Origin of the sequence: Mesorhizobium sp. M4A.F.Ca.ET.022.05.2.1 (assembly GCF_003998845.1) — a bacterium.
Classification (GTDB): Bacteria; Pseudomonadota; Alphaproteobacteria; order Rhizobiales; family Rhizobiaceae; genus Mesorhizobium.
The window spans coordinates 22,636-46,401 of the sequence record NZ_RZOJ01000001.1; the positions used below are offsets into that span (position 1 = coordinate 22,636).

Annotated in this window: 16 protein-coding genes and 5 pseudogenes; 10 read left to right on the forward strand and 11 right to left on the reverse strand. The window is 57.6% G+C overall.

Annotated elements, in window-relative coordinates; translation table 11 throughout:
- Positions 1 to 41: 41 nt before the first annotated feature.
- From EN745_RS00110 to EN745_RS00125, 4 genes are all read right to left on the reverse strand, one after another.
- A complete protein-coding gene (locus tag EN745_RS00110) occupies positions 42 to 854 on the reverse strand; it encodes an ABC transporter permease (RefSeq protein ID WP_127420223.1) in 813 nt (270 codons plus the stop codon).
- Positions 847 to 1,794, reverse strand: coding sequence for an ABC transporter permease (locus EN745_RS00115; protein ID WP_127420224.1), 948 nt, complete (start codon positions 1,792 to 1,794; stop codon positions 847 to 849). Before EN745_RS00115 ends, EN745_RS00110 begins: the two co-directional genes overlap by 8 nt.
- Positions 1,794 to 2,897 (reverse strand): ABC transporter ATP-binding protein, encoded by a 1,104-nt coding sequence (locus EN745_RS00120; RefSeq protein WP_127420225.1) that lies wholly within the window; start codon positions 2,895 to 2,897, stop codon positions 1,794 to 1,796. Before EN745_RS00120 ends, EN745_RS00115 begins: the two co-directional genes overlap by 1 nt.
- A 128-nt stretch (positions 2,898 to 3,025) precedes the next feature.
- Positions 3,026 to 4,693 (reverse strand): amidohydrolase, encoded by a 1,668-nt coding sequence (locus tag EN745_RS00125; protein ID WP_127420226.1) that lies wholly within the window; start codon positions 4,691 to 4,693, stop codon positions 3,026 to 3,028.
- A 703-nt stretch (positions 4,694 to 5,396) separates the two neighbouring features.
- On the opposite strand from EN745_RS00125, the gene ltrA reads away from it, so the two are divergent.
- Both ltrA and EN745_RS36655 read left to right on the forward strand, forming a co-directional pair.
- Positions 5,397 to 6,659 carry a group II intron reverse transcriptase/maturase gene (gene ltrA, locus EN745_RS00130; protein ID WP_127420266.1) on the forward strand — a complete coding sequence of 421 codons (1,263 nt, stop codon included), beginning with the start codon at positions 5,397 to 5,399 and terminating at the stop codon, positions 6,657 to 6,659.
- Between the two features lie 681 nt (positions 6,660 to 7,340).
- Positions 7,341 to 7,700, forward strand: coding sequence for an IS66 family transposase (locus tag EN745_RS36655; RefSeq protein ID WP_245487562.1), 360 nt, complete (start codon positions 7,341 to 7,343; stop codon positions 7,698 to 7,700).
- 95 nt (positions 7,701 to 7,795) lie between these two features.
- On the opposite strand, the pseudogene EN745_RS00140 reads toward EN745_RS36655, so the two are convergent.
- The 3 pseudogenes from EN745_RS00140 to EN745_RS00150 form a co-directional block, all read right to left on the reverse strand.
- Positions 7,796 to 8,552, reverse strand: a pseudogene (locus EN745_RS00140) (transposase); the annotation flags it as partial.
- Positions 8,553 to 8,745: 193 nt separating this feature from the next.
- Positions 8,746 to 9,989, reverse strand: a pseudogene (locus tag EN745_RS00145) (IS66 family transposase).
- Positions 9,958 to 10,117 (reverse strand): annotated as a pseudogene (locus tag EN745_RS00150) (IS630 family transposase); the annotation flags it as partial. The pseudogenes EN745_RS00150 and EN745_RS00145, both read right to left, overlap by 32 nt.
- Positions 10,118 to 10,787: 670 nt before the next feature.
- On the opposite strand from EN745_RS00150, the gene speB reads away from it, so the two are divergent.
- The 7 genes from speB to EN745_RS00195 all read left to right on the forward strand — a co-directional run bounded on the left by speB (position 10,788) and on the right by EN745_RS00195 (position 18,255).
- Positions 10,788 to 11,849, forward strand: a complete 1,062-nt coding sequence (gene speB, locus EN745_RS00160; protein WP_127420227.1) for an agmatinase — start codon at positions 10,788 to 10,790, stop codon at positions 11,847 to 11,849.
- Positions 11,850 to 12,853: 1,004 nt separating this feature from the next.
- Positions 12,854 to 13,267, forward strand: coding sequence for a ParB N-terminal domain-containing protein (locus EN745_RS00170; protein ID WP_189362908.1), 414 nt, complete (start codon positions 12,854 to 12,856; stop codon positions 13,265 to 13,267).
- A 10-nt stretch (positions 13,268 to 13,277) separates the two neighbouring features.
- Positions 13,278 to 14,648 carry a hypothetical protein gene (locus EN745_RS00175; RefSeq protein ID WP_127420230.1) on the forward strand — a complete coding sequence of 457 codons (1,371 nt, stop codon included), beginning with the start codon at positions 13,278 to 13,280 and terminating at the stop codon, positions 14,646 to 14,648.
- Positions 14,635 to 15,690, forward strand: coding sequence for a cysteine synthase family protein (locus EN745_RS00180; RefSeq protein WP_127420231.1), 1,056 nt, complete (start codon positions 14,635 to 14,637; stop codon positions 15,688 to 15,690). The genes EN745_RS00175 and EN745_RS00180 overlap by 14 nt, the downstream gene beginning before the upstream one ends.
- A gap of 62 nt (positions 15,691 to 15,752) precedes the next feature.
- Entirely contained in the window at positions 15,753 to 16,982 is a 1,230-nt protein-coding gene (locus EN745_RS00185) for an acetyl-CoA carboxylase biotin carboxylase subunit family protein (protein ID WP_127420232.1), read from the forward strand.
- 269 nt (positions 16,983 to 17,251) lie between these two features.
- The gene (locus tag EN745_RS00190; protein WP_127420233.1) at positions 17,252 to 17,902 is read left to right on the forward strand and encodes an FAD-dependent oxidoreductase; all 651 of its coding nucleotides are present in this window, start codon (positions 17,252 to 17,254) and stop codon (positions 17,900 to 17,902) included.
- Positions 17,899 to 18,255, forward strand: a complete 357-nt coding sequence (locus EN745_RS00195; protein ID WP_127420234.1) for a (2Fe-2S)-binding protein — start codon at positions 17,899 to 17,901, stop codon at positions 18,253 to 18,255. Before EN745_RS00190 ends, EN745_RS00195 begins: the two co-directional genes overlap by 4 nt.
- Here the strand turns inward: EN745_RS00195 and glyA are convergent.
- The 4 genes and pseudogenes from glyA to EN745_RS00215 all read right to left on the reverse strand — a co-directional run.
- Positions 18,252 to 19,547, reverse strand: coding sequence for a serine hydroxymethyltransferase (gene glyA / locus EN745_RS00200; RefSeq protein ID WP_245487564.1), 1,296 nt, complete (start codon positions 19,545 to 19,547; stop codon positions 18,252 to 18,254). The genes EN745_RS00195 and glyA overlap by 4 nt on opposite strands.
- A complete protein-coding gene (locus EN745_RS00205; protein WP_127420235.1) occupies positions 19,522 to 20,883 on the reverse strand; it encodes a hypothetical protein in 1,362 nt (453 codons plus the stop codon). Before EN745_RS00205 ends, glyA begins: the two co-directional genes overlap by 26 nt.
- A gap of 6 nt (positions 20,884 to 20,889) precedes the next feature.
- Positions 20,890 to 21,684: an amino acid racemase gene (locus EN745_RS00210; RefSeq protein ID WP_127420236.1), complete on the reverse strand. Its 795-nt coding sequence runs from the start codon at positions 21,682 to 21,684 to the stop codon at positions 20,890 to 20,892.
- A gap of 463 nt (positions 21,685 to 22,147) precedes the next feature.
- Positions 22,148 to 22,613 (reverse strand): annotated as a pseudogene (locus EN745_RS00215) (IS630 family transposase); the annotation flags it as partial.
- A 61-nt stretch (positions 22,614 to 22,674) separates the two neighbouring features.
- Here EN745_RS00215 and EN745_RS00220 point away from each other — a divergent pair.
- Positions 22,675 to 23,332 (forward strand): annotated as a pseudogene (locus tag EN745_RS00220) (IS6 family transposase).
- The last annotated feature ends 434 nt before the right edge of the window (positions 23,333 to 23,766 follow it).

Here is a 23,766-nt window from a genome sequence, read left to right on the forward strand (position 1 = left end):
TTATCCTCCTTGCTTTCCCATTGTTGTTGTGGAGCTCTTGGTCATTTGGCGCGTCGGCGCGCGATCAGAAACGATATCGAGACGAACAGGATCGACACCAGCAACAGGATGGTGGAGATGGCGTTGATCTCCGGCGTCATCGGTCGCTTGATCTGGTCCCAGATGTAGAGAGGCAGCGTCGTCTGGCCCGGGCCCGCGACAAGCTGCGTGATGGTGAAATCGTCGAAGGACACGATGAAGGCCAGTGCGCCGCCCGACATGATGCCAGGAACCAGCAAGGGCAGCGTCACGCGCTTGAAGGCGTTCCAGGGCGTCGCATAGAGATCGGCGGCGGCGGATTCGAGCGTTAGGTCCCTGTCCTCCAAGCGCGCCCGGATCGGCATGTAGGCGAAAGGAATGCAAAACACGGTATGGGCAAGAACGAGATTGCCGATACCGAAATTCAGCCCGAAGGCACCGGCGATCAAGGCGAAGAAGGACAAGGTCGCCACCGCGGTGATGATCTCAGGGACCATCAGCGGCAGGTTGATGACCATGAATGCGGCAGGCAGGCCGCGCCACGGCTTCACCCTCGTCATGCCGATCGCCGCCAGCGTCGCGCAGATCGTCGAAATGATGGTCGCGGTCACCGAGATGATCAGCGTGTTTTCGGCGGCGTGGTGGAATTCCTCGTTGAGCAGCGCACTGCCGTACCAGCCGAAGCCGACGCCCTCCCAATGCGTGACGAGCGAACCCGTGTTGAACGAAAAGATCATCAGGATCAGGATCGGTACGTAAAGCAGGGCAACGCAGATGATGGCGATGGTGCGGAACCCGGGCTGGTCCTTGATATCGACGTTGCGGGGATCAGCCATGCTGGATCTTCCCCGACGTGTTGCGAACGTAGAAGTAGAGGGCGACCAGCACCGCTGCCATCAGGATCAGCGCCTGAGCGCAGCCGAGCGGCCAATTGCGCCCGGACCCGAATTGCTGGGCGATGAGATCGCCGATCATCAGATGGATGCCGCCGCCAAGGATCAACGGCGTCACATAGGCGCCGAGCGCCGGAATGAAGACGAGCAGGCAGCCTGCGATGATGCCGGGCAGCGACAGCGGAATGATCACGCGCCAGAGAACCTGCCGGCGCGTCGCGTAGAGGTCGTTGGCGGCCTCGACAAGCCGGAAATCCAGCTTCTCCAGGCTGGCATAGAGCGGCAGGATCATGAACGGCAGGAACGAGTAGAGCAGGCCAACCTGAATGGCGAAATTGGTGTAGAGCATGGTGATCGGCTTATCGATCACGCCAAGCCCGATCAGCAGATTGTTGATGAGACCTTCGTCGCGAATGATGAACATGATGGCCAGCGTGCGCACCAACAGGTTCGACCAGAACGGAATGGTGATCAGCAGCACCCACCAATTGCGCTGCGCCGGTGTCCGTGTCGCCATGAAATAGGCGGTCGGGAAACCAAGCAGCAGACAAATGACCGTCGTCACCACCGCGAACAGGAAGGAGCGCAGATAGATGATCAGGAAGTCCGGCGTGAACTGCAGCGTGTCGTCGAAAATGTCGCGCTGGAACAGGAAGTTCAGATAGGCGTCCGTCGAGAACTGCCATTGCACGCCGCCATAGGGTGCGGCGACGAGCAACGAATAGACGCAGATGATGATGAGCGGCAGCACGCCGAAAATGCCAATGATGATCAGCGCCGGCAGCGACAGCAGCCGGTTGCGCCGCGCGCCAGTCTTCACCGCCTGGGCTTCGAACAACGCGGCCTTGGAGAGTGTTGTTGGGGAGAGCGTGGCTGTCGTCATCAGTCTTTCAGGACGCGCGCGGCGTCCTCCTCGAACAGGATGCCGACCTTGGCGCCGGTTTCGTAGCTGACCGCGCCCGAGCGGCTGTTCTGATGGCGCACGATGAAATCCTCGCCGCGGCCATCGAGCTTGACGTGATAGTGCGTGTCGGTGCCGAAATAGACGATGTTGGACAACGTTCCGGTGATCGTCCCCTTTGCTGGATCGGGCACAAGGTCGGCATGTTCGGGACGCACCACCAGCGTGACCTCGCCAGAGGGATCGAACCCTTTCGGATAGCCGGCGCTGATCGTCGCATTGCTGGCGAATTTGACAGTCGCGACACCTGGCTTCTTCGACACAACCGTGCCCGGCAGGAAGTTCGTCTCACCGATGAAGTCGGCGACGAAACGCTCGGCCGGCCGGTCGTAGAGATCGCGCGGCGTGCCGACCTGCAGGATCTTGCCGGCCGACATCACTGCGATGCGGTCCGACATCGTCAGCGCCTCTTCCTGGTCATGGGTGACGAAGATGAAGGTGATGCCGGTCTCGTGCTGCAGTCGCTTCAACTCGATCTGCATTTCCTTGCGCAGCTTGTAATCGAGCGCCGACAGCGGCTCGTCGAGCAAAAGCACCTTCGGCTGCGGCGCGAGCGCCCGTGCCAACGCCACGCGCTGCTGCTGGCCGCCGGAAATCTGGCTGGTACGGCGCGCCTTCAGCGCCTCCATCTTGACCAGCTTCAGCATCTGGGCCACGCGCGCCTCGATCTCGGCCTTCGGCTTGCCGAGCATTTCCAGCCCGAAGCCGATGTTCTGGGCCACCGTCATGTGCGGGAATAGCGCGTAGCTCTGGAAGACGGTGTTGACCGGCCGCTTGAAGGGCGGCAGCGGTGCGATGTCCTGGCCGTGCAGCAGGATTTCGCCGGCGCTTGGAAAATCGAAGCCGGCAATCAATCTCAGCAGCGTCGTCTTTCCGCATCCGGACGGGCCGAGCAGCGTGAAAAACTCATTTTCGCGGATGGAGACGGAAACGGTATCCAGCGCCGCGACTTGCGCCTCCCCCGTGCCGAACACCTTGCGTACACCGCGAACTTCGATCGCGTTCTTACCCGGTTGTTCCGGCACGATTACCCCATTGAGAGAGCCTGCTCTTGGCGGCAGGTGTGTTCCTGTTTGATTGTCACTAAAAGCTGGTCGGCTTGGCAAATGCCGAGCTGTAACTCGACTTTTGAACGCTATCCCCAAAGCCTCCCTCAGGCCTGGTAGGTGATCTTTCCGCCACAGATGGTGGTGACAGGCAGTACTGTATGCAGCACTTCCGGCGCCGTCGCCTCGATATCGGCCGACAGCACCACGATGTCGGCCAGGTATCCGGTCTTCAGGCTGCCCTTGCGATGTTCCATGAACTCGGCATAGGCGCCCTCGACGGTATAGCCTGCGATCGCTTCCTGCAGCGAGAAGCTCTGGTCCGGCAGGCCTTCTGCCCAAGGTTTGCGTAAGACCGCGGCCTGTATCCCCCGGATGGGTTCGATCGGCGCCACCGGCCAGTCAGAGGCGAAGACGACATGTGCGCCGGTGTTCTTGAGCGTCCGCCAGGCATAGGCGAGCGGCCAGCGCTTGCGGCCGATGCGCGAGATGATCGGTTCGAGGGGCACATTCATCGCGCCCGGTGGATGCGGCGGCTGCATGGAGCAGATGACGCCGAGATCGGCAAAGCGCGGCACGTCCACTTCCGTAGTCACCTCGATGTGTTCGACGCGGTGCCTGCTGTCGCGCTTGCCGTTCGCCTTCCGCGCGGCCTCGTACCCGTCGAGGACCGAGCGGACGGCGCCGTCGCCGATCGCGTGTACGGCGATCTGCAGTCCGCGCCTGTCGGCCTCGATCGCAGCCGCGTTGAACTGCTCTTGCGTGAACAACGGCTCGCCACACCAGCCGAGCCGGTCGGCGTACTCCTCGACCATGACAGCGGTCCAAGACTCCAGCACGCCATCCATGAAGACCTTCACCACGCCCGACGACAGCCATTCGGAATTGTAACGGTCGGCCATCAGCGACGCCTTGGCGAGTGTGTCCGGCGTCATGAAGTTCTTGTAATGGAAGGGGATTTGCGCGCGGCAGAGCAGTTCTCCCTCGGCCTCGATCTCGGACAGCAACTCCAGCTGGTGCAGATTGCCGTCCATGTTCTGGATCGAGGTAATGCCGTGTCTTGCACACCACTCCAGACCCCGCTTCATGATCGCGCGGTCGAGCGCCTGCTCATCGGAGGTCGGTGAAGGGTCGGGCTTGCCGCCAGTAGCCAGGCCAAGCCGTACACGGCCCTCCCCGGCGAAATTGAGCAATGGCCCGAACGCCTCGCCCTCTCGCAGTTCGCCCTCGGCAAGCCCGTCCGCGCCCATGACGATCTCGTTGCCCGGGCCCAGCTTCTTCCCATGCAGCAGACCGGCGAGTTCCAGCGCCTTGGTGTTCGCCCACATTGTGTGATGATCGGGCGCCGACATGGCGAATGGACGGTCGGCGATGATACGGTCCAAATGATGCCGAGTGATACGCTCTTCCTCGGACAAAATCGTGTAATCTGCCCATTGCGCCTGCAGCAGTTTAGCGTGAGGACGCGCCGGCGCGTATGCGCGCACCGCCGCCGCGAGACTGTCGAAGCCGCGGATGCCGGACAGCTGCAGGTGGTCGATCTCGGCCGCTCCCACGAAGAGGTGCATGTGCGCCTCGATGAAGCCCGGCACGACCGAATTGCCGCCTGCATCGATCATCCTGGTACCGGAGTCCTTGAGCCCGGCGACATCCTTGTTGCTGCCGACCGCGACGATCTCGCCGCCCCTGACGGCGATTGCCTGAGCCCGCATCGTATCTGGATCCATCGTCAAAATGCTGGCGTTCTCGACGATCAGATCGGCCGTTTGCGGCATGATTTCCCTTCGGTCAGCCCTAGAAGTTTGCGGACGCGGAACTCATACAGGCAAGAAACGTTCCTCGCGCATATCAAAGTTTTGGTAGGCGCCGTGAAATTGATATGAGCCATGTCGTCGCAACTTTGCTATCGGCAAGTTTCGGTCCATAGTGTGCTGCAGCAAGCAGAAGGAGGTTCGATGGTGAACTGACAACATGCTGAGAAGCTGCGTGAGAGATGAGGGTAGGCCCCTCGGGATCGGCTTTCAGGAGCGGGTCTCAAACCAGCCCAAGCTGCTGTGGTAGAAGAGCCATGGTGGTTAGCGTTGGGTCAAAAGCCGCGGACATGATCCGGGGCAGGTAGGCATCCGGAAGATGAGCGCAAGCAAACCCTTCGATGACGCGTCGTTAGCACTCTTTGATACCACTAAAACCGAGGGCGTATGGATCTCTCGGGACAGGTCCGTCGGGAGCCTGATGACTGGGCGGACAGTGGACGGCGTATAGGGGGCATGAGCCGGATGCAGGCTTTTGCGCGGAACTGCAGGAACCAGCTTTCTGATGCCAAGGGAGAAGCACAAGCGGCACACCACCGTGAGGCGAGAGTACCGATGCAGGAGGTTGGGGCGGATCGACCCGTAATAGTGACGAAGGTCTTGTAATGGGGCTGGAGCGAAGGGGTCGGATCAGGTGGTCGTGTTTTTCGAAGCAACTGGCAACAGGATGACAACGACAGATGCGACAGACAAGCCGTTTATGATCGATAAGCGGCTGGTGTACGAAGCCTACAAAGCGGTCAAATCCAATGGTGGTGCGGCTGGCGTGGACGGGCAGACGATCGAGCAGTTCGAGGCCGACTTGAAGGGGAATCTCTACAAGATCTGGAATCGGATGAGCTCGGGAAGCTATTTTCCGCCACCGGTGCGTGCCGTCCCCATTCCAAAAAAGAGTGGTGGGGGCCAGCGGATTTTGGGTGTGCCCACCGTGAGCGACAGGATCGCGCAGATGGTGGTCAAGCAGCTCATCGAACCGGATCTCGATCAAATCTTCCTGAAAGATTCCTACGGTTACAGGCCGGGAAAATCGGCACTCGATGCCGTAGGGGTCACGCGTCAGCGGTGCTGGAAATATGACTGGGTTCTAGAATTCGACATTAAAGGACTGTTTGACAACATCTCGCACGAGCTTTTGCTCACGGCAGTTCGCAGGCACGTAAAGAGCAAATGGGCATTACTATACATCGAGAGATGGCTGACAGCGCCCATGGAAAAGGATGGACAGAGGATTGAACGGAACTGCGGAACTCCGCAAGGAGGCGTAGTTTCGCCGATTCTTTCAAATCTTTTTCTGCACTATGCGTTTGATCTGTGGATGAAACGGACACATCCCGACCTCCCATGGTGTCGGTATGCGGATGACGGGCTGGTGCACTGCCGGACCGAGCAGGAGGCAGAAGCCGTCAAGGCTGCGCTTCAGGCGAGGTTGGCGGAATGCCAACTGGAACTGCACCCGACGAAGACCAAGATCGTCTACTGCAGAGACTCCAAACGCAGAGGGCAACATCCGAACGTGACGTTCGACTTCCTCGGATATTGTTTCCGACCGCGCGCGGTATGGGGAACGCAAAGCGGGCGACTGTTTTGCGGCTTCACACCAGCGGTCGGTTCCTCGGCGCTGAAAGCGATGCGGGAAAAGATCAGGGACTTGCACATCCGCCGACAGACGCAGCTCTCGTTGAACGACATCGCCTGGCTGATCAATCCGCTCCTCAGGGGGTGGATCAGCTATTATGGACGATACGCGCCAACGGGGCTGCAGCCCATACTTCGCTACGTCAATCAGACGGTGCTTGCGTGGGCAAGGCGGAAGTTCAAACGCTTTGGCAGGGGTAAGGCTCGGGCAAGTCGGTTCTTACAACGGATCGTCAAGCAGCGCACCGATCTCTTCGTGCACTGGCAACTCGGTCTGATCGGCACGTTTGCCTGATGGGAGCCGTGTGAGCTGAGAGGTTCACGCACGGTTCTGAGAGAGCGGAGGCGCGCAAGCGTCTCCGCTACTCGCCAACAGCAAACATTCTGCAGCGGTTACAATTAGTTTTGCTTGAATGTAGCGCTTCCAAGCCGATGCTAGCGACGAGAGAACCCAGAGTCGCATCGCATTCCATTTCTTCGGGTGTAGATAGCAATCTGTTCCTGACAATTTGCAACAGCGACGGGTTCAACATGTTCCTCCCCATCGCCGGCGTAGCGTTGGGATCTAAGCCGAGTGCCGCACAATAGATCAGGCAACTTATGCAGGTCTGCCCAGCATACGTCGGGCATGTGTAGAGAGGACGTTTTTTTGCTCCAGATCCACCAGTCTCTTAGCCTGAAAAATTCATGGTGGTTGGCGGATGTGGCGCAAGCCATTGAAATGACGTAGGATTTGGTTGCTTAGGCCGATCCGAACCATTTCGCGGAGACCACACCCGCCATGAACGATCTTACGCTGCCGCTGAGCGGTTTGTCATCTGGGGCTCGTCTGGCCGATCATCTTCACCTATGACCTTCTAGCCGGCCCAGACGCGCTGCGCCACCCCACTGGAAGGCGTCGTTTGCCAAAGCGTGGTCCGTTGCTAACAACAATCTGACCTGGACGTTCAAGATTTGGCCCGTGCAGGCGGGTCAAATGAAGGCATTGACGCGTCGGTTGCGCGACGGCTTGAACAGGGCTGCTCCGCTGCCAGGAATAGATCGAGCCGGAGGCACTAATTGCTATTGCTGCGGCCTGACCAAGTTCCTGGAGGACGGTCGCCTAGAGCTGGACACCAACCCGGTCGAGAACTCCATCAGGCCGGTGGCGATGCGTGAGTCATTGTGCTCTCCAATGAAAGAACGCAAGTTGTCGAAGGGGGCTGAATCACGGATTTTCTCCAAGGTTTGTTGTATTCGCAGCTGCTTTCCTGGCTGCGGAAATGCTTTCGCGTTCACGGAACTGGTTCTGTTCCGCGGTGTTGAACCATTCTCCAATCCGTGCCTCTGTCGCTGACCCTTCAGCAGTAGTCACATATTGCCTTTCGGCTCCCGGCTTCCCACACTCCTTCTCTAACGCGATCCGGCCTTGCCGGCCCCGCTAATGGACAATCAGGACAGCCGGGATCTCGTGGGCGTTCCTTCCTTTCCGTCCCTGTCGCGGCGCTCGTAAGATCGGCGCTGCCGGAGAACCTGGAACGCGATCGTCAGAAGTCTGCGCGCGAAGGCGACCTTGGCCTTGTTCGCGCCGGCGGGCTTTCAGTCGGTCGTAATGCTGGCGCAGCTCCGCAATCATGGGCGATCGCCGGCACGACGGACAAATGCCCAACGAATGCCCAACGCAAGAACCTTGTTTCCCTGCCCAATGATGCGGCCGTGGAAGGTCTTGCCGCCACTCGAATAGGTCGAGGGTACGAGGCCGGCATAGGAAGCGAGCTTTTTGGCGGACCGGAAACGGCCGATGTCGTCCATCTCCGCCGCGACTGGCCGGGCGAAGAACTCGCCGATGCCCGGAATGGTCTGGAGACGCTTGACGTAGGCGTTGTCCTTACTGAGCGCGCGGATCGCCTTTTCGGCTTCGCGCATCCTGCGCTCGATGTCGTCGATGAAGGCCAGGCTGCGGTCGATCCGGATGCGATCGAGTTCGGAGACCGCACCTCGGCGAGATGCGCTCGCCCAGTCATGCCGAATAGGTCACCTTGCGCAGCCGGGCAATCTCCTCTGGATAGCGGTCGAAGGCGGTGACGACTCGGTTCTTCACCATGGTGCGTAACCGGACGTAGAAGATGCGTTCTCGCAGAGCCAGCCTCAGCTCGCGCGCCGCCCGCGATGGCGCATGGGCTTCGGGAACAAGGTCGGCGCGCAGCAGACGCGCCTGGGGCCGATCGATTCTGGCCGACGGACGCGCAGTTCGCGCGGCACGCCGCGGGTAGATGACCGTCGGAATATCAGCGGCATCATACAAGTCATCAAGAGCGGTGGGCGGTGGGGTCGATCCCCTGTGGCATATGTCCCGAGAAAGGTAATTACCCAGGCGGTGTTTTGGTGGCATCCCGCTATGGTCAGCTGAGTGCCTTGAGGATGGTTTGGAAGGGATTTGCGCCGGCCAGCCTTGCGTTATCGACGGTTGTGCGCACGGCGGCTTCACTTGAGCGGCCCACATGGCGCGATAGCCATTGGAGACTTTGCGCTGGATGATGGCGGGACGCAGGCTGCGCTTACCATTGTTGGTCGCTCGACCTTGCCGGGGAATGAGCAAAAGGTCAGCAATTTTGTGGCGGTCGCGCCTGATCTTGGCTTGCAGGGCTTTGGGCCAGATCGCACCTTGTTGGCGTTGCCAGAATGGCTTCCAGTTCCCGCTACCAGGGCTTTGCGCTTTGCGGCGATAGTTGAAGCGGCAAAGGTGGCGATGCCGGTTTCCAGTGCGAAGACCCGGCCAAACCACAACTTCAGCCGCAATGGCACATTGTCATCGCCATGCTCATTGGCAATGGCTGTATCGCGGGCCAGATGCGCCAGGCATGTCTGATGCTGATTGCCATGCTTTTGCTGGGCGCTGTAGCGACCCGATACCCAGACTGAGATGTCCGTCCATCATGGTGCGCACGACTTCGGCCGAACGGGTGAAATCGGGCGTGTGAACCACAACGTCTGAGCTGCGGAACACCCAGTGATAGGCATTCGTCCCCTCAATGCGCACGTCGGTCTCGTCGGAGGCGACAACATCGGCTTTGCGCAACTGGGCCACCGCCTTGTCGGTCTCGGATTGAAAGACGCCATGACGGCGGGCAAACATGTTCATCAGCCCACCTTGGCTGATCGAGAGACCGAAGACATCGCGCAGCAGTCCCTGCAAGCGCTGATAGGACAGCGCCCGAAACGTCTTGAGATAGTTCGCAAGCGCATGAATTCGCGCGCCAAATGGCGTACCGCATGCCGCCGCCGGCAATGCCGCCTCCACATAAAGGCCGCAGCCCAGGCAGCGACAGCCAAAGCGCCGACGCCGCTCGACAAAGGGCTTCGAAGCCGGAGGCTCGATCGCCTCGTATTCGCCGATCAAGTCCTGTTCGCCACTTTGCAAAACCTCGAGGCAGTCCGGGCAATGGAGCGCCAGATGATCGGTAATCTTGTCCGGATCGGCGCACATTTGACGACTGTGGCCCTTGTGACCCAGCTTGCCTCCACCGGGCTTGGCATGCTCGCGACGCTCTTTGCGATCCAGCGATGGCGGCTGCGACGAGGTCTTCGACGTCTTGTCTGGCCGCTGCAAACTCGGTTTGCCGCATGATCTCGACGATGCCCACACCGTCGCCGCTCAACAGAATGATCTCGGCGCGCCAAACATGCTTCTGCAGCGCATTGCGATCCCTGAACAGCGCACTCAGGCACTGGCGATCAATCGGCGAAACGGTGAGGGAATATTCCTGTGCGCATCCGCCAAACTCGCATGCGCACTCGCAAAAGGGGATCCCAATCCGGACTCTTATGTTAAGCGGAAACCACTAGGTCCGCGGATTTGCCCGTCATCGAGCTGCCGCTGATCCGAGGACCCAGATTCCAGACGGGTTGCTACTCTTTCGCCCGAAGCGGGTACGGCCTTATCGGGCAACCGACACCTACTATCGAGTTCGTCGAGTCCGCGACACCGAGGCCTGTTCGGCCTAAATTAGATCCTGCTGCATTCTCGTTATGTCATTGAATATATACAGGGCACTTTCTTCTGAGGCTCTTTCTGCGGAGTTGGCACGGTTTTTGGAGCTCCCTCGTTGCGAGGCGGGAGAAGCTGACGACCGACCTTCATGTCGTGGTGAGATCGCGATGGCGATTCACCTTAACTTGAACACGTGGGAATCGGTGAGATTGGCCCGACACTGACTGGCGATGAAATCAGGCGTCTCGAGAAGATTCCCGTAGACGATCTCACTCGCCTGCGCGGCCGCATCGCGGACGACCTCGCAGCTCAAAGCATCATATCGGGTACTTATTCGGCGCAGTGAGACGTCCTGCAAACTGTTCAAATCGGCACCAAACGGGTAGCTCGACCCCGATCCGGCCCAAGGCTCCGGAAAAGAGGCCACGCCAACCAGGGAGATTCGTAGTCAAAATGGCATGGAACAACGAACGGCTTAGCGCTCTTCGCAACAAGTATGGACAAGGGGCCAGCGGTGAGCCCTTCGATCCAAAGTTCCGCCGTATGGCCAACAAGATTTTCGCGCCTTCTGGTTCCGGCGGCACGCCCTATGCCGGCATCCCCACCTTCCTTGACGCGCCCTACCGCCCGATCGACCCCTCCAACCCCGATTTCGGCGACATCCAGGTGGCGATCGTCGGCATGCCGATGGATCTGGGCGTCACCAATCGCACTGGCGCCAACTTCGGGCCGCGCGCGCTACGCGCTATCGAGCGTATTGGTCCCTACAATCACATACTCGACTGCGCGCCGGTGATTGATCTGCGCGTCGCAGACATTGGCGACGTCCCCTTTTTCAGCCGCTATCGGCTCGAGCAGTGCCACGCCGACATTGAGGCCTATCTCGACAACATCGTTGCGGCCGGCGTGATGCCACTCACGGTCGGTGGCGACCATTCTATCACCCATCCGATCCTCAAGGCGGTCGGCAGAGAACGTCCCGTCGGGCTTATTCACATCGACGCTCATTGCGACACCGGCGGTGCTTTCGGCCAGACCAGGTTCCATCACGGTGGCCCTTTTCGCAATGCGGTGCTCGACGGCGTGCTAGACCCGACGCGAACTATCCAGATCGGTATCCGTGGTGCGGCGGAATATTTTTGGGAATTTTCCTACGAATCCGGCATGACGGTGATCCATGGCGAGGATATCCCCTCTATTGGCATTCCCGCGATCATCGAAAAGGCGCTGCAGATCGTCGGCGACGCCCCCACTTATCTCTCTTTCGACATTGACAGCTTGGATCCCGCCTTTGCCCCCGGAACGGGGACGCCTGAAGTGGGTGGGCTCTCCACCCGGGAAGTGCTGGAGTTCCTCCGCGGCCTCAAGGGTATCGACCTTGTCGGCGGCGATGTGGTCGAAGTCGCTCCGCAATATGATGCCACGACCAATACCGCTCAGGCCGGCGCTCAGGTGCTGTTCGAGATACTGAGCCTGATGGTTTTCAGCCCCTCCATTGCCCACAAGCCGGGCTAAGGGAGCCATAGGATCAACCAACGATGACAACGGAACGGCCGGGGTGACCGGTTTCAAAAGGGAGAATGACTATCCCGCTTTAGGCATCGGCCTGGAGAATGACGGCTCGGGATGCTCCTGTCGTCGAACGCGTAGTAGACCACCGTTGGTGGCGCACGGCCTTCCCCCGCCGCCGTCTGCCAGGGCACCTGCAACGGCACCCCGGCTTGTCGTCCCCAACTGAACAAGAGGCTATTTGCAATCTCATGCTGCTGCGCCACGTCGTAAACAACAGCACCGGGCTCGAAGCTTTCCTCTGCGATGCGGATCTTGTCCTCATGCCGCCAGTGCCGACGCCGTTCGGCACCCCAAAACCTCAATCTTCATCGACCTTAAGGTCGAAGACTCCGACAAATCCCTTCAATCACGCAAGGCAGCTCCGCCGGATAGATACTTACGAGCAACTGGCCCTCCCATCTGGGGAACACCGCTCGTTCTGGGCTTTTTGTCCGGAAACCGGGATCATCGGGACCCGAGCGCGTCCAGAACGCGCAGCAGCGCTCCTGTATTCACATCGTGGTCGCACGGCAGCAGCATGAACGATCTCGAACCGGGACCAATTTGCGAAGGACTGGCATTAACCCGATCGCACAGGTCCTTGTGCATCGGAAAGGCTGGCTGACGTGAATACCCGCCGATCACGTGACCTCTGGCGCCGTCACGCCGGGCTCAAGAACGCTGCAACCAGACGCTCCTTCCGCTCGCGCGACTATCCAGCGTCTCTCAACTGACGCGAACACTTCCACCCATCATAGGGCTACCCCGGAGTCTCTATCCCTCCATGAAATCAGCGATGGCGACGACCCTCCGCTCAACCCGCTCCACTACTATGGCGACTTTCAAACAGACTTGTTGGATTGGCGGCATGTAGCCTTAAACCGATCGTGTTGTTCAGAAACGATTTTTCCTTTGGCACGGCACATGCAAGGTCATCCGCAAATGCATCACGGACTGAGGAGAAAGCCTTGTCGTCCGCACAACTCATCTCAAACTACACCGTCGTCAAGCTGCCCGTCAGCCAGCTCCGACCATCCGAGGAAATCAACATTGAACGTGCTCGGACGCTAGCAAAGATGATCACCGAAAAGGGGCGGTGGACCCGGCCGATTTTTGTCGAACATCGCCATTCCGTGATCATGGATGGTCATCATCGCCTTTTCTGTGCCCGGGAGCTCGCTCTCTTGTCTGTTCCATGCGTCTTGCTTTCCTATGGTGATCCAAGCTTGCAAGTGACCTACTGGTCCAAGCCCGGGCCCGTTGACGTGGAAAGTATTATCCAGGCCGGCTTATCCGGCGACCTGATGGGCTTCAAGACGACTAACCACAAGTTACAGATTGCTCTGCCATGCTGCTCAATCGATCTTGACGACCTGAGATGAGGAACGATCAATGTTCCAGAAATACATTTCTGACGAACCGGGGCCGCTACTCAGCGATTGGACGCTCGATTTACTCAATAGCCGATCCGAAATGGCAGCTTGGGTCGATGGTTTCGGGTCGCCGCTGCATGTGGTGAATCCTGACCAAGCCACCAAAAACTACCTCCAATGGCTGAACGAGTTGCTGACCGTCTATGGCGATTGTCAGGTCCAGTTCGCGTTGAAGGCCTGTAAGTCTGCTTCGCTCCTGCGCGCATTCGCACTGGTTGGCGCTGGCGCGGACGTTTCTTCTGCCCACGAGATGGCTTCGGCCTTCATGAACCTAGTTCCAGCGGAGCGCATGTCGATGACGGGGCCGGCAAAGTCCGATTACGAAATCAATCTTTGCATACGCCATAAGGTGGCCATCCATATCGACTGCATCGAAGAACTCAAACGCGTTCTCGCGCTGGCGGACGGCGTGGGAGGTATCGGCCGTCTGTTCCTTCGGGCTCGTCCCATAACTGAGCCCGGCTCGCGCTTTGGAATGACCAAGGATCAGCTGGTGGCGTGTCTGACGCTGCTTGAAAAGAGCAAGGTAGAGCGGGTTGGAGTGTCATTTCATATCAACGACTACCAGGTTCAGACGCGCGCAGAACAATTGCGCTTCTGCATCGCCTTCTTGCGGCGCCTCTGCGCTAGATGCCTGACGCCCGGCGGAATCGACATCGGTGGTGGATATCCCATGCGCTACCTTCAGAGGTTCGATCCAGTTGCATATAGTCGTGGCGTCCATTGGGACAGCGTAGCAAAACCCGGCAACTATCCTTACGTTCCAGAGCTTGCTGGAGCCCATCACGCGGCTGCGGTGATCCAGACCGCTCTAGCCGACCCGGAAGACCGCGACTTCCTCCACCGTCACCGGCTGCCGATCCTACTTCAGCCTGGTCGCTCGCTTCTAGACCAGTGTGGGATCAGCGCCTTCAATGTGATCGACGTGAAGGACCTCGGAAACCGTCGATTCGGGGTAGTGCTTGATGGTATGTCGTTTTCACTCTCAGAAACCTGGTTTGGCGCCGATTTCGTGCCGTCTCCGGTGGTCGTGTGGCGAGAAAAACGCGAGGTGCCGCGACACGATGCAAGCTATTTTCTGGTCGGGCGCAGCTGTCTTGAATCCGATGTCATCCGCTGGCGCGGCCTGACAATCGAGGGTGGCATCGCCCCGGGTGATCTTGTCGTTTTCGCCAATACCGCCGGGTACCAAATGGATTCGAATGAGAGTTCGTTCCACCAAATTCCCTTACCCAAAAAGATAGCCGCGGTCCGGCGTCCGTCCGGGTGGAAGATCTTAGCCGACGAAACCCTTAACAAAGAGGGGATTGCCCCCAATGATCGTCAATAGCATTCTTGAAACTATCGGACGCACGCCCATGCTGCACATTCCTTTGCGGTGCGGTGAGGTCGGCCTGTATATTAAATTAGAAATGTTCAATCCTACTGGCTCGATGAAGGACCGTATGGCCTTGAGCATGGTGGACAGCCTGCCTATCACGCTAGATGAAGCCGCTGTCAGAATTGTCGAATCCTCCTCAGGGAATACGGCTAGCGCGTTGGCCATGATCTCCGCTGTCCGCAGACTCGAATTTACCGCCCTCATGGACTCCCATGCAAGTTTAGATAAAATCGTTACTGTCCGTGCATTCGGCAGCAACGTCCGAGTCGTTGGTAGCGGCGATGGCGCCCTAGCCACCGACCAGCGTGACGAGGAGGCCAGGCGGATTGCCATCGAAGATGGCTCTAACTGGACCGAACAGCACAACAACCCCGCCAACGCCGCTGGTTACATGGGACTGGCAGCTGAATTGCTAGATGATCTCGGACCGACAATTACGCATTTCGTGTCTGCCATCGGTACGGGGGGGTCACTCTGCGGGACCGCGCGTGAACTGCGGCTGCATATACCCGAAGTCCAAGTGATTGGCGTGGAACCTGTCGGAAGTATCATCTTTGGCGGTCAGGGCGGGTGCTACCGTCAATCGGGCACTGGTACACCCGAAGGGGCCAATGTGGGCATGGTGATCGATTACGACGCGATAGATTGGGGTCGGAAAGTAAGCGACGACAATGCCTTTTCGATTTGCCACTACCTGGCGCGGCGGCACGGATTGCTTGTCGGGGGCTCGACTGGAGGAGCGATCTACGAGGCGCTCAGCGTGGCCCGTGAAGCGCCGGTTGGATCGCGGATCGTGACCTTGGCCTGCGACAGCGGCACAAAGTACCTGGACACAATCTTCAATCAGGACTGGCTGTCGACTCACGATATTCACTTAATTGACGTTGAGGCGGAATTTGCCGAGCTTTTCGCGAGTGCACCAGCTGTGCCGCAGCCGCCCGCTGAGGACAATTGTCCGCCTACCAAGAGTCTGAGGTCAGGGCACGGCTGAACAAGCTGATGCTGATTTCCTCGAAAACCGCCACATAGAACGCACCGTCGGGGTATTAACCAATGGCAAAAAGAGCACTCATCCTGATTGAAGGCGATTCAACGGGTAATGGTCTGCTGTTCGTCCAGGCGGCCCAGCGTCTTGGCCTTTATCCAATTACCCTGTCGGCTGATCCAACTCAGTACGAGTATCTCGCGGCGGAAAGGACTGAGGCAATCCGTCTCGACACAGACAATCTGGACGCGCTGATCCGCGAATGTTGCCGGCTGCTTGCGACCTATGACATTGCTGGCATTACGAGCCCCTGGGAACCATTCTACGCGACAGCTGGCAAGCTCTGCCGGCATTTCAATCTGCCGGGACCGAACCCCGCATCCACAGAACGATGCTGCGACAAATTCACTCAACGTGAGCTCCTCGCGGGGGCAGGCGTTCCGGTACCTGCTTATCGCGTGGCAGCGAATGCGACGGACGTAGAGAGCTCAGCCGCAGAGATCGGCCTGCCGGTGATTCTCAAGCCAACCGTAGGCAGAGGCAGTAGCGGCGTCCGATTGTGCCGCAACGTCGATGAGCTAGCCGAACACACGGCCTATCTGTTGAGCGGGAAGCACATATGGCGGTCTCTGCCGAGCATACTGGTCGAAGAATTTGCACAGGGCCCTCAATATACCGCCCATACAATGGGAAATGAGGTCATTGGGATTGCCGCCGCTGACTTCGACCCCCTACCGCATTTCGTTTATCGTGGGTTCACCTTTCCAGCCCCGTTAACTGATGACGAGCATGAGCGTATCGTCGATGTTTCACTGAGTTGTTTGCGAGCTCTCGGCCTTGGTTGGGGGCCAACGAACATTGAACTCCGGTGGACAAAGCGTGGCCCGGTCGTCATTGAAGTCAATCCGCGTCTTGCTGGCACGCCCGATCCTCAATTGGTTCATCTGGCCTATGGTGTTGATCTCATCACTGAGCACATCAAGCTTGTCACTGGCAATGAATGGAATTTGCGCAGAAGGCATTCGCACACTGCGGCCGCCCGGTCCCTGGTTCCTGATCGCGATGGCACCCTTGAGTGGATCGACGGCGGCAGTCAAGCAGCTGCTGTACCGGGTGTCGCCGAAGTCAAACTGTATGTTGAACCCAAGACGCCGATCGTCCGGAAAGGCGATGACCGAGACTGGATCGGACATGTTATAGCTGCTTCCCCGAGCCTTGCTCAGACCGAGGCGATACTTCAGCGTGCTGTCGGCTTAATCGATTGGTCAATTACACCATTTCCGACCCGTGACGAATAGAAATAATGCCACCGGCACACCTCCTCATTTCGATTGATGGGTTGGCCAGGAGTGACTTCAAACGCCTTCCTCACCGCCAACAACGAGGCGCCCTATCCTATCGGCCAGTTCTTCGAAGCCTTCCGTCATGCCTCGTAAGCCTTTTTAAGATCCTCGAAAAAAGCGAGCAGTCGGCCTTTGACGCGTTCAAGGCCGCTGAATGAACTTCTATGAACTCACTCAGAAAATTTTGATGTGTTCATTGCCGCTGGCGGTCTGGTGGGGTTTCCATTTCCCTTGGGCTGAGACTGCGTGGCCCTGATGTGCTCGTGCTTGATGGCTGCGATGACGACAATCGTGCAGCACGGGGTGATTTCGGCCTCATTTGGGTCCAGACCAAGGGTCACACCTTCCGACCCTTTGCGCAGCTTTCGCGGAAGGCGGCCAAGATATGGCCGGCCTTTAGTTCGCAGTTGAAAGAATTGAGCGGAATAGACGTCGGCCTGGAGGGCGACGGGGCCTTCTATCTCTGCATGTCGGAGGCGGAATGGAAAGATCGCGCGCAATTGATGAGAAAACAATTCGACGACGATCTTCCCATGGCCGCCGCGTATGAGATGGAGCACGGCGAACTGGACCAGCACATTCCCGGTCTTGGAAATTCGGTGGTCGGTGGCTGTTACGGCCGTCTGGACGGCGCGGTGAACCTTCTGAAGTTCTTCCGGGCGCTACATTCGGCATTTGGTGTAATTGGTGGCGAATACCGCGCATCCAGCGCTGTCACAGGGATCCGGCCAGCCGGGTCCGATTTCCAAGTAACGGCCGGGAACTCGACATATAGCTGCGCCAAATTGGTGCTGCCCGCAGGACTCACGCTGGCCCCCGTGCATGCGCAAGACTTGGAGGCTCGATTTCCGGACTTCTCAAGGAAGAGATCATGAATTTCCGCCCGATATTTGAGGAAGAGGCCGCCAAGCGGACAATCATCCAGGTCAACGGCGTGCCGGTAACCGCCAGGGTTGGCCAAACGCTTGCACTGGCGCTCCTGGAAAACCGCCTCGACCATTTCATCGTCAACCCGATATCGGGAAAACGGCGTCTGCCCTATTGCATGATGGGCGCCTGTTTTGAATGCCGGATCATTGTCAACGGGGTGGCTGACGTTCTGGCCTGCAGAGCTGAAGTTCGTGATGGCATGGTCATCGAAACGCAGGACAATTGCCGTGAAATGACCTGGTCGTCATCGGCGCCGGTCCTGCCGGGTTGGCCGGCGCGTTACTGGCGCACGAACTAGGCCACCCACTTCCGATTGAACAAAGGAAGTCCCTGTGTGTTTTGCCTAACAAACGACCTCAAGTCCGCAACTCTATGAGGATTACTGGCAGACATAACGACCTTTCCGATCTTTCCTCCAAGTTCAAAACACTGCACTTCATCAAGCCCCCGCGTTGTCAGTGCAGCACTACCGATCCTAAGTCCGCCTGCCTTAGATGGGGAAAGCGTGTCAAATGGGATCGGATTCTTATTCGCGACCACCTGAGCTTCTAACAACGAGCTTTCAATTTCACTTCCGGTCGTGCCACACCTCAACACGTTGAGAAGCAGTAGATGCGAGGAAGTGCCGCCAGAAATAAGCGTAACACCTGTATGAACCAAGCCCCGCTCCAAGGCTTTCGCATTTCTCAAAACATCTCTTGCATACTCTCGAAACCGATCAGTCTGTACTTCAGCAAGCAACACCGCACGCGCGGCTATCATGTCCATTTTGGGCGCGCCCTGCAAGCCAGGAAATATTGCCCTGTCGATTTGTTTCGCCAAGCTATTTTTACATAAGATCAAGCCGCCGCCACGTGGTCCCCGCAGGGTTTTGTGTGTGGAAGTCGTAACTATGTCGGCGTGAGGGAAAGGTGAGGGGATCGCGCGTCCCGCTACAAGACCTGCGGTATGTGCTAAATCCACCCAAAGGAGTGCGTCAACCTCTAGTGCGATCTGGTGCATCTTCTCATAATCAATCAATCGCGGATACGATGAACCTCCGCAGATGATTGCTGCAGGTCGATTTTCCAGCGCGATTGATCGCACCTCATCATAATCCAGTTGCTCGTCGGTCTCTGACACTCCGTAGAAACACCATCGAAAATTTTGGCCGCTCGCATGAAAAGGGGCGCCGTGGCTTAAGTGACCGCCGTCCCGAAGCCGCATGGCCATTAGTCCGTCGGGTGGCTGAAAAAGCTCATTCATTATCGCGAAATTGGCAATGGTAGCGCTCATGGCCTGAACATTCGCGTGTTCGCAGCCGAATGCAGATTTTGCTCTCTCGATTGCTAAATTTTCTAGTTGATCAGCATATTCGCAACCTGCGACACACCGCTTACCCGGGTAACCCTCAGCATTTTTGTCTGCAAAGATACTTCCTTCAAAGAACCTGACCGCTGGAGAGGAATAGTTCTCAGAGGCGACCAAGCTTATCTGGGACAGCTGACGATGTTCCTCCAAGCGCACAAGATTGTCGACTTCTATGTCTAACGAAGTGGTAACCGTACCCACTATGGCCTCCTCTTTATAATTCACGATAAACAGTGGCACCTAATATCCCCTCGGCCAATTCGACGAGGGAGCATTCTATACCTTGAACATCACTCAGATCCCTTCCGACGATTACAAAATCAAACGGACCGCTATCTTCATAGCCCTCCACCATCACAACTGCTCCACGTTTGACGGACGAATTGTAGTGCAGTTGTCGTTTTTCAAGCAGATGGACAAGGTCGCGAAATCGAATTCCAATAGGGATGGCGGTTCGAAACAAGACGACGCGCTCACCGTTTTTGACATCAGGTTCTAATCCTAAGGAATTTGATACGGCCCTTATCGAGGAGAAACCTCCGTGTCGCCCGTTTACTTCACACGCGAAGAAGCCGACCTCTTTGGCGTCGACGATATCAACGCTGAAGGGTCCGAAATATCCAGCCTCACGGGCATAGTTACCAAGACTTTGACACCAAGCCAGAACGTCTTTAGGCAGATCATCAACAAGCGTTCTATCCCAATATGCACCTCCGTACCCTGGATTGAACAGGATTGACGCGACGCCTACGAGCTCTACTCTGTCTCTGCCAATGTCGAAATGTACGCCTACCGAAGACTCATTTTCGCTATATGCCTCAACGACTACAGGCTCTTTCTCCGTCGCAATCAATCCTATTTCATGAACCCCTGCACGGATGGAGCTGGCATCACCTTCGCGAATACAAACCGCGCGCGTCGCGCCCTGGAACGATCCTTCGATACTCTTGCAGATGACGAAGTTGCCATCACTTCCTGAATGGCGAGCCACCTTCAGAATTACCTTGTCGGAAACCAACAGGGCTCTGCACACAGCATCCACCACCTCCTGGGCGTTTACGCAGACACTGCCACTTGCAATCGGCACGCCGAGATTAGCCGCAAACTCACGAAATTTTGCCTTGTCGTTAAAACGACGTGTTGCTTCAGGACTTGCCCGAAGGTTCTGACTTGAAAACGTTATGGGAACATTCCCCAAAACTCTTGCAATGCAAATAGATACTTCGTCGGCGATATACGGCTCCAGACACGAAACGCGGTCCGGAGGCAACAAACTCAGGGATTTGGACAAAAGACTGCCAGCCTCGAGGTCTTTTTTCGAAATCGGTAACGGACGCTTGGTGAACGTTGCTGAAGTCGCTAACGACACGATGTTGCTTCCACCCTTGAGGGTATTAACATAGTCTAAAAATGATTGTGATACAGGCGTCGGGGTGATCAGTATGTCGTCGTTCTTGGCAAGCCAAATCATTCTTTTGGCTTCCGATGCATTATTTTGCAAATATTTGTCCGACAACAAGTGTGCTGGTGGAACCATAGTGGCGCAGCCAACATTTCCCAGGATTAAAGCGGTCATCGTGTTCTACCCCATAATCAATCGGCCAACATGTCCGGACGCGTGACTTCCTGCCAACCACCAGTCAATGCAAGCATCAGCAAGGATATTAATTGGGTCGACAATGTCATTGTCGTCTGCAAGATCTCCGCAGATCGCTGACAATTCACTGCAAGCTAGGATGATTTTGTCAGGGTCGAAAGATCTGGCGGCGTGGACAAGTCTCGTTAAATTGTCCTGTGCATCTGTGATGTTCCCGGACTTTACGTCAGCTATGATCTTGATGGCTTCATGCTGAAGTTTCGTGAGGCTGCGAAAAAACTGTTTGCCGAAGGCGTTTTCATTTGGTCTCGCGTAAAGCCCGTTTTGCATAGATGCGATCGTTCCTAGGGAAATTGAGCGAAGGTTGTGTGCTTCGCTGCCATGTGAGTCCTCTATGGCTTGTCTTGTGATCTCTACCATATCGATCAATTTAACTGACAGCGCTTGTTTAATCTCTGTGGCCCAGAGATGTGCAGTATTGCAAGGGATTGCGATTGCTCCGCATCCAGCTTTCTCTAGCCAATACGCGCGTTCCAAAATGTGCAGCAAGGGGGCGTCGCTGCCGCTTGAAATTGCTTGCGAACGATCAGGGATATTGGGAACCGATAGACAAATAAATGGGATGTGATCCTGGTCTCTTTCAACTCGGCTTTTGCGAGCCAGAACCTCCAAGAATTTAGCAGTCGCCAAGCTTCCCATTCCGCCGACCACTCCAAGTGGTTTTCTCTGCCCAAGTAGTCCGGGAGACGGGGAATTACGTCGTGGGATGAGGTCGATCATCGAAATTTCCTATTGTTGAGGTTTTGCGCCACGAATCATCTGTGAGGTCGTTCCGTTTGCGTGTTCTCAATAGCCATATGTTCTCTACCTGCTTCGCCGTCGTGCGGGATGCCCGGCATCGCTGAAGCTATAACGACGCGGATCCGCCTAGAATTGCCGAGCTTGTTGACGCACGACGAGCGTTCCAAAAATCGTGCCAACTGCGCAGAAAGAGCCCTGGATAAAGTTTTGATATTAAGATCAGCTATTTAACGGTTACGAACGTTGGCCACCACTATGTAGCGGGCGCGACAGACTCGACAGGGCATGTCGCTTGTCGATGGCCGGGTAGAGACAGCGCCAGTGCCGGAATTTCAATCGAACCGGCCCGCAGATTGGGGTCGGAACAAGGTGCGCCGGGAGACCGGCAAGGAGTAGATGGTGAAAGTCCATGCAATGAAGGAGTAGCTAGAGCACGTCCTGTTTAATCCGGTTCATATCCTGCGGCTTTGAAGTAGTTGGCACATTCGGCTGGGGTGAAGAGGTCGACGACCGCGCCGACCGTGTCCCACAGCGCCTTGATGGTTCTCTCGGCCTTTGCTCGCAGCAGCGCCTTGAGTTTGGCGAAGGCGTTCTCAATCGGATTGAAGTCGGGACTGTAGGGCGGCAGGTAGAGCAGGCTCGCGCCTGCGGCCTCAATCGCGTCGCGCACGCCGGCGGCCTTGTGGGCGGGAAGGTTGTCCATGACGACGACGTCGCCCTCCGACAATGTCGGAACCAGCACCGACATAGGCCAGGAACACGTTGCCGTTCATGGCGCCGTCGTAGACGAAGGGCGCAGTCATGCCCGTCAGCCGCAGCGCTCCGGTGAAGGTCGTGGTCTTCCAGTGGCCATGCGGCACGCCGGCCCGGCAGCGCTCGCCGCGCGGCGCTCTTCCACGCAGGCGGGCATGAGGTGGCAGCGCGCCCATGACCGTGAGTGCACCGACCTAGAAGAACCACCGCTATCCGATCGAAATCGTGGCCCGTGCTGTCTGGCTCTACTTCCGCTTCAATCTGAGCCTGCGCGATGTCGAGGAAATGCTGCTCTATGCGGGATCGTCGTTTCCTCCGAGACCATCCGCCGATGGCGCCGAAAGCAGGGCCCTGATTATGCGCGCCGCATACGCCGCAAGGCACCAACGAAAGACGATGTCTGGCCCTGGATGAAGTCGTGGTGCGCATCAACGGTCAGAAATGCTGGTTGTGGAGAGCGGTTGATCAGGACGGATATGTGCTCGACGAGATTGTCCAGACGCGCCGCGCACCAAGGCCGCCAGGCGCCTGCTGACGGGACTTCTGAAGAAGCAGGGCCTGCCGCCAAAGCGTATGATCACCGACAAATTGCGCTCCTACGGGTGCCAAACGCCAGGTCATGCCGAACGTGGAACACCGCTCGCATAAAGGCTTGAACAACCGGGCGGAGAATTCTCACCTGCCGTTCCGAAAACGGGAGCGAACGCGACAGGGTTTCCGGTCGGTCGGCTCATTGCAGCATTTCGTGTCGATCTTCTCCGCCGTCCGAAGCCTCTTCGTCCCATCGCAGACCAAACCGCTCCGCAGCACGATTCGAACCCATCGACGCCGGGCCATGGCCGCGTGGGAAGCCATAAGCGCACGGCCTGCCTGAAAAGCGAGGTGTCGACCTCACGCGGCCGCATTTCAAACAACGTGACGATGCCCATCCTGCGCATCGTCCTCGATCGCATTCCGCGGCTCGCGACATAACGATGGGGCGCAGACGCCCCGAAACGAACCCGCCGACCGCAACCTGCAAACCCCACCTGCCATCACGACGGATCACCGCCGGCGCCTGACGAGGCTCGCGGAAAAGCGCCCAACAGCGGCCACATCGCCGCTTCAGGCCGCCAAAACCTCAACGCCGTGCATCGAGGCGGCTAAATGGCACGAGGTTTGCCACGATCGTTCCGAGGCTGCAACCCATCGGACACTTCCTTCCCCTCAACCAAACGCTGCAGTCGCCCGTCGGTATGGTGAGTCTATAGCTGAAAGAGGAATCCTGTAAATGAGAAAAATCGTCGCCGCCAAGTTGCACGGCATCAC

Coding starts and splice junctions, on each gene's coding strand:
- EN745_RS00110 (WP_127420223.1), bottom strand. CDS start 854: ATGGCTGATCCCCGCAACGTCGATATCAAGGACCAGCCCGGGTTCCGC.
- EN745_RS00115 (WP_127420224.1), bottom strand. CDS start 1,794: ATGACGACAGCCACGCTCTCCCCAACAACACTCTCCAAGGCCGCGTTG.
- EN745_RS00125 (WP_127420226.1), bottom strand. CDS start 4,693: ATGCCGCAAACGGCCGATCTGATCGTCGAGAACGCCAGCATTTTGACG.
- ltrA (WP_127420266.1), top strand. CDS start 5,397: ATGACAACGACAGATGCGACAGACAAGCCGTTTATGATCGATAAGCGG.
- EN745_RS36655 (WP_245487562.1), top strand. CDS start 7,341: ATGAAGGCATTGACGCGTCGGTTGCGCGACGGCTTGAACAGGGCTGCT.
- speB (WP_127420227.1), top strand. CDS start 10,788: ATGGCATGGAACAACGAACGGCTTAGCGCTCTTCGCAACAAGTATGGA.
- EN745_RS00175 (WP_127420230.1), top strand. CDS start 13,278: ATGTTCCAGAAATACATTTCTGACGAACCGGGGCCGCTACTCAGCGAT.
- EN745_RS00180 (WP_127420231.1), top strand. CDS start 14,635: ATGATCGTCAATAGCATTCTTGAAACTATCGGACGCACGCCCATGCTG.
- EN745_RS00185 (WP_127420232.1), top strand. CDS start 15,753: ATGGCAAAAAGAGCACTCATCCTGATTGAAGGCGATTCAACGGGTAAT.
- EN745_RS00195 (WP_127420234.1), top strand. CDS start 17,899: ATGAATTTCCGCCCGATATTTGAGGAAGAGGCCGCCAAGCGGACAATC.
- EN745_RS00205 (WP_127420235.1), bottom strand. CDS start 20,883: ATGACCGCTTTAATCCTGGGAAATGTTGGCTGCGCCACTATGGTTCCA.
- EN745_RS00210 (WP_127420236.1), bottom strand. CDS start 21,684: ATGATCGACCTCATCCCACGACGTAATTCCCCGTCTCCCGGACTACTT.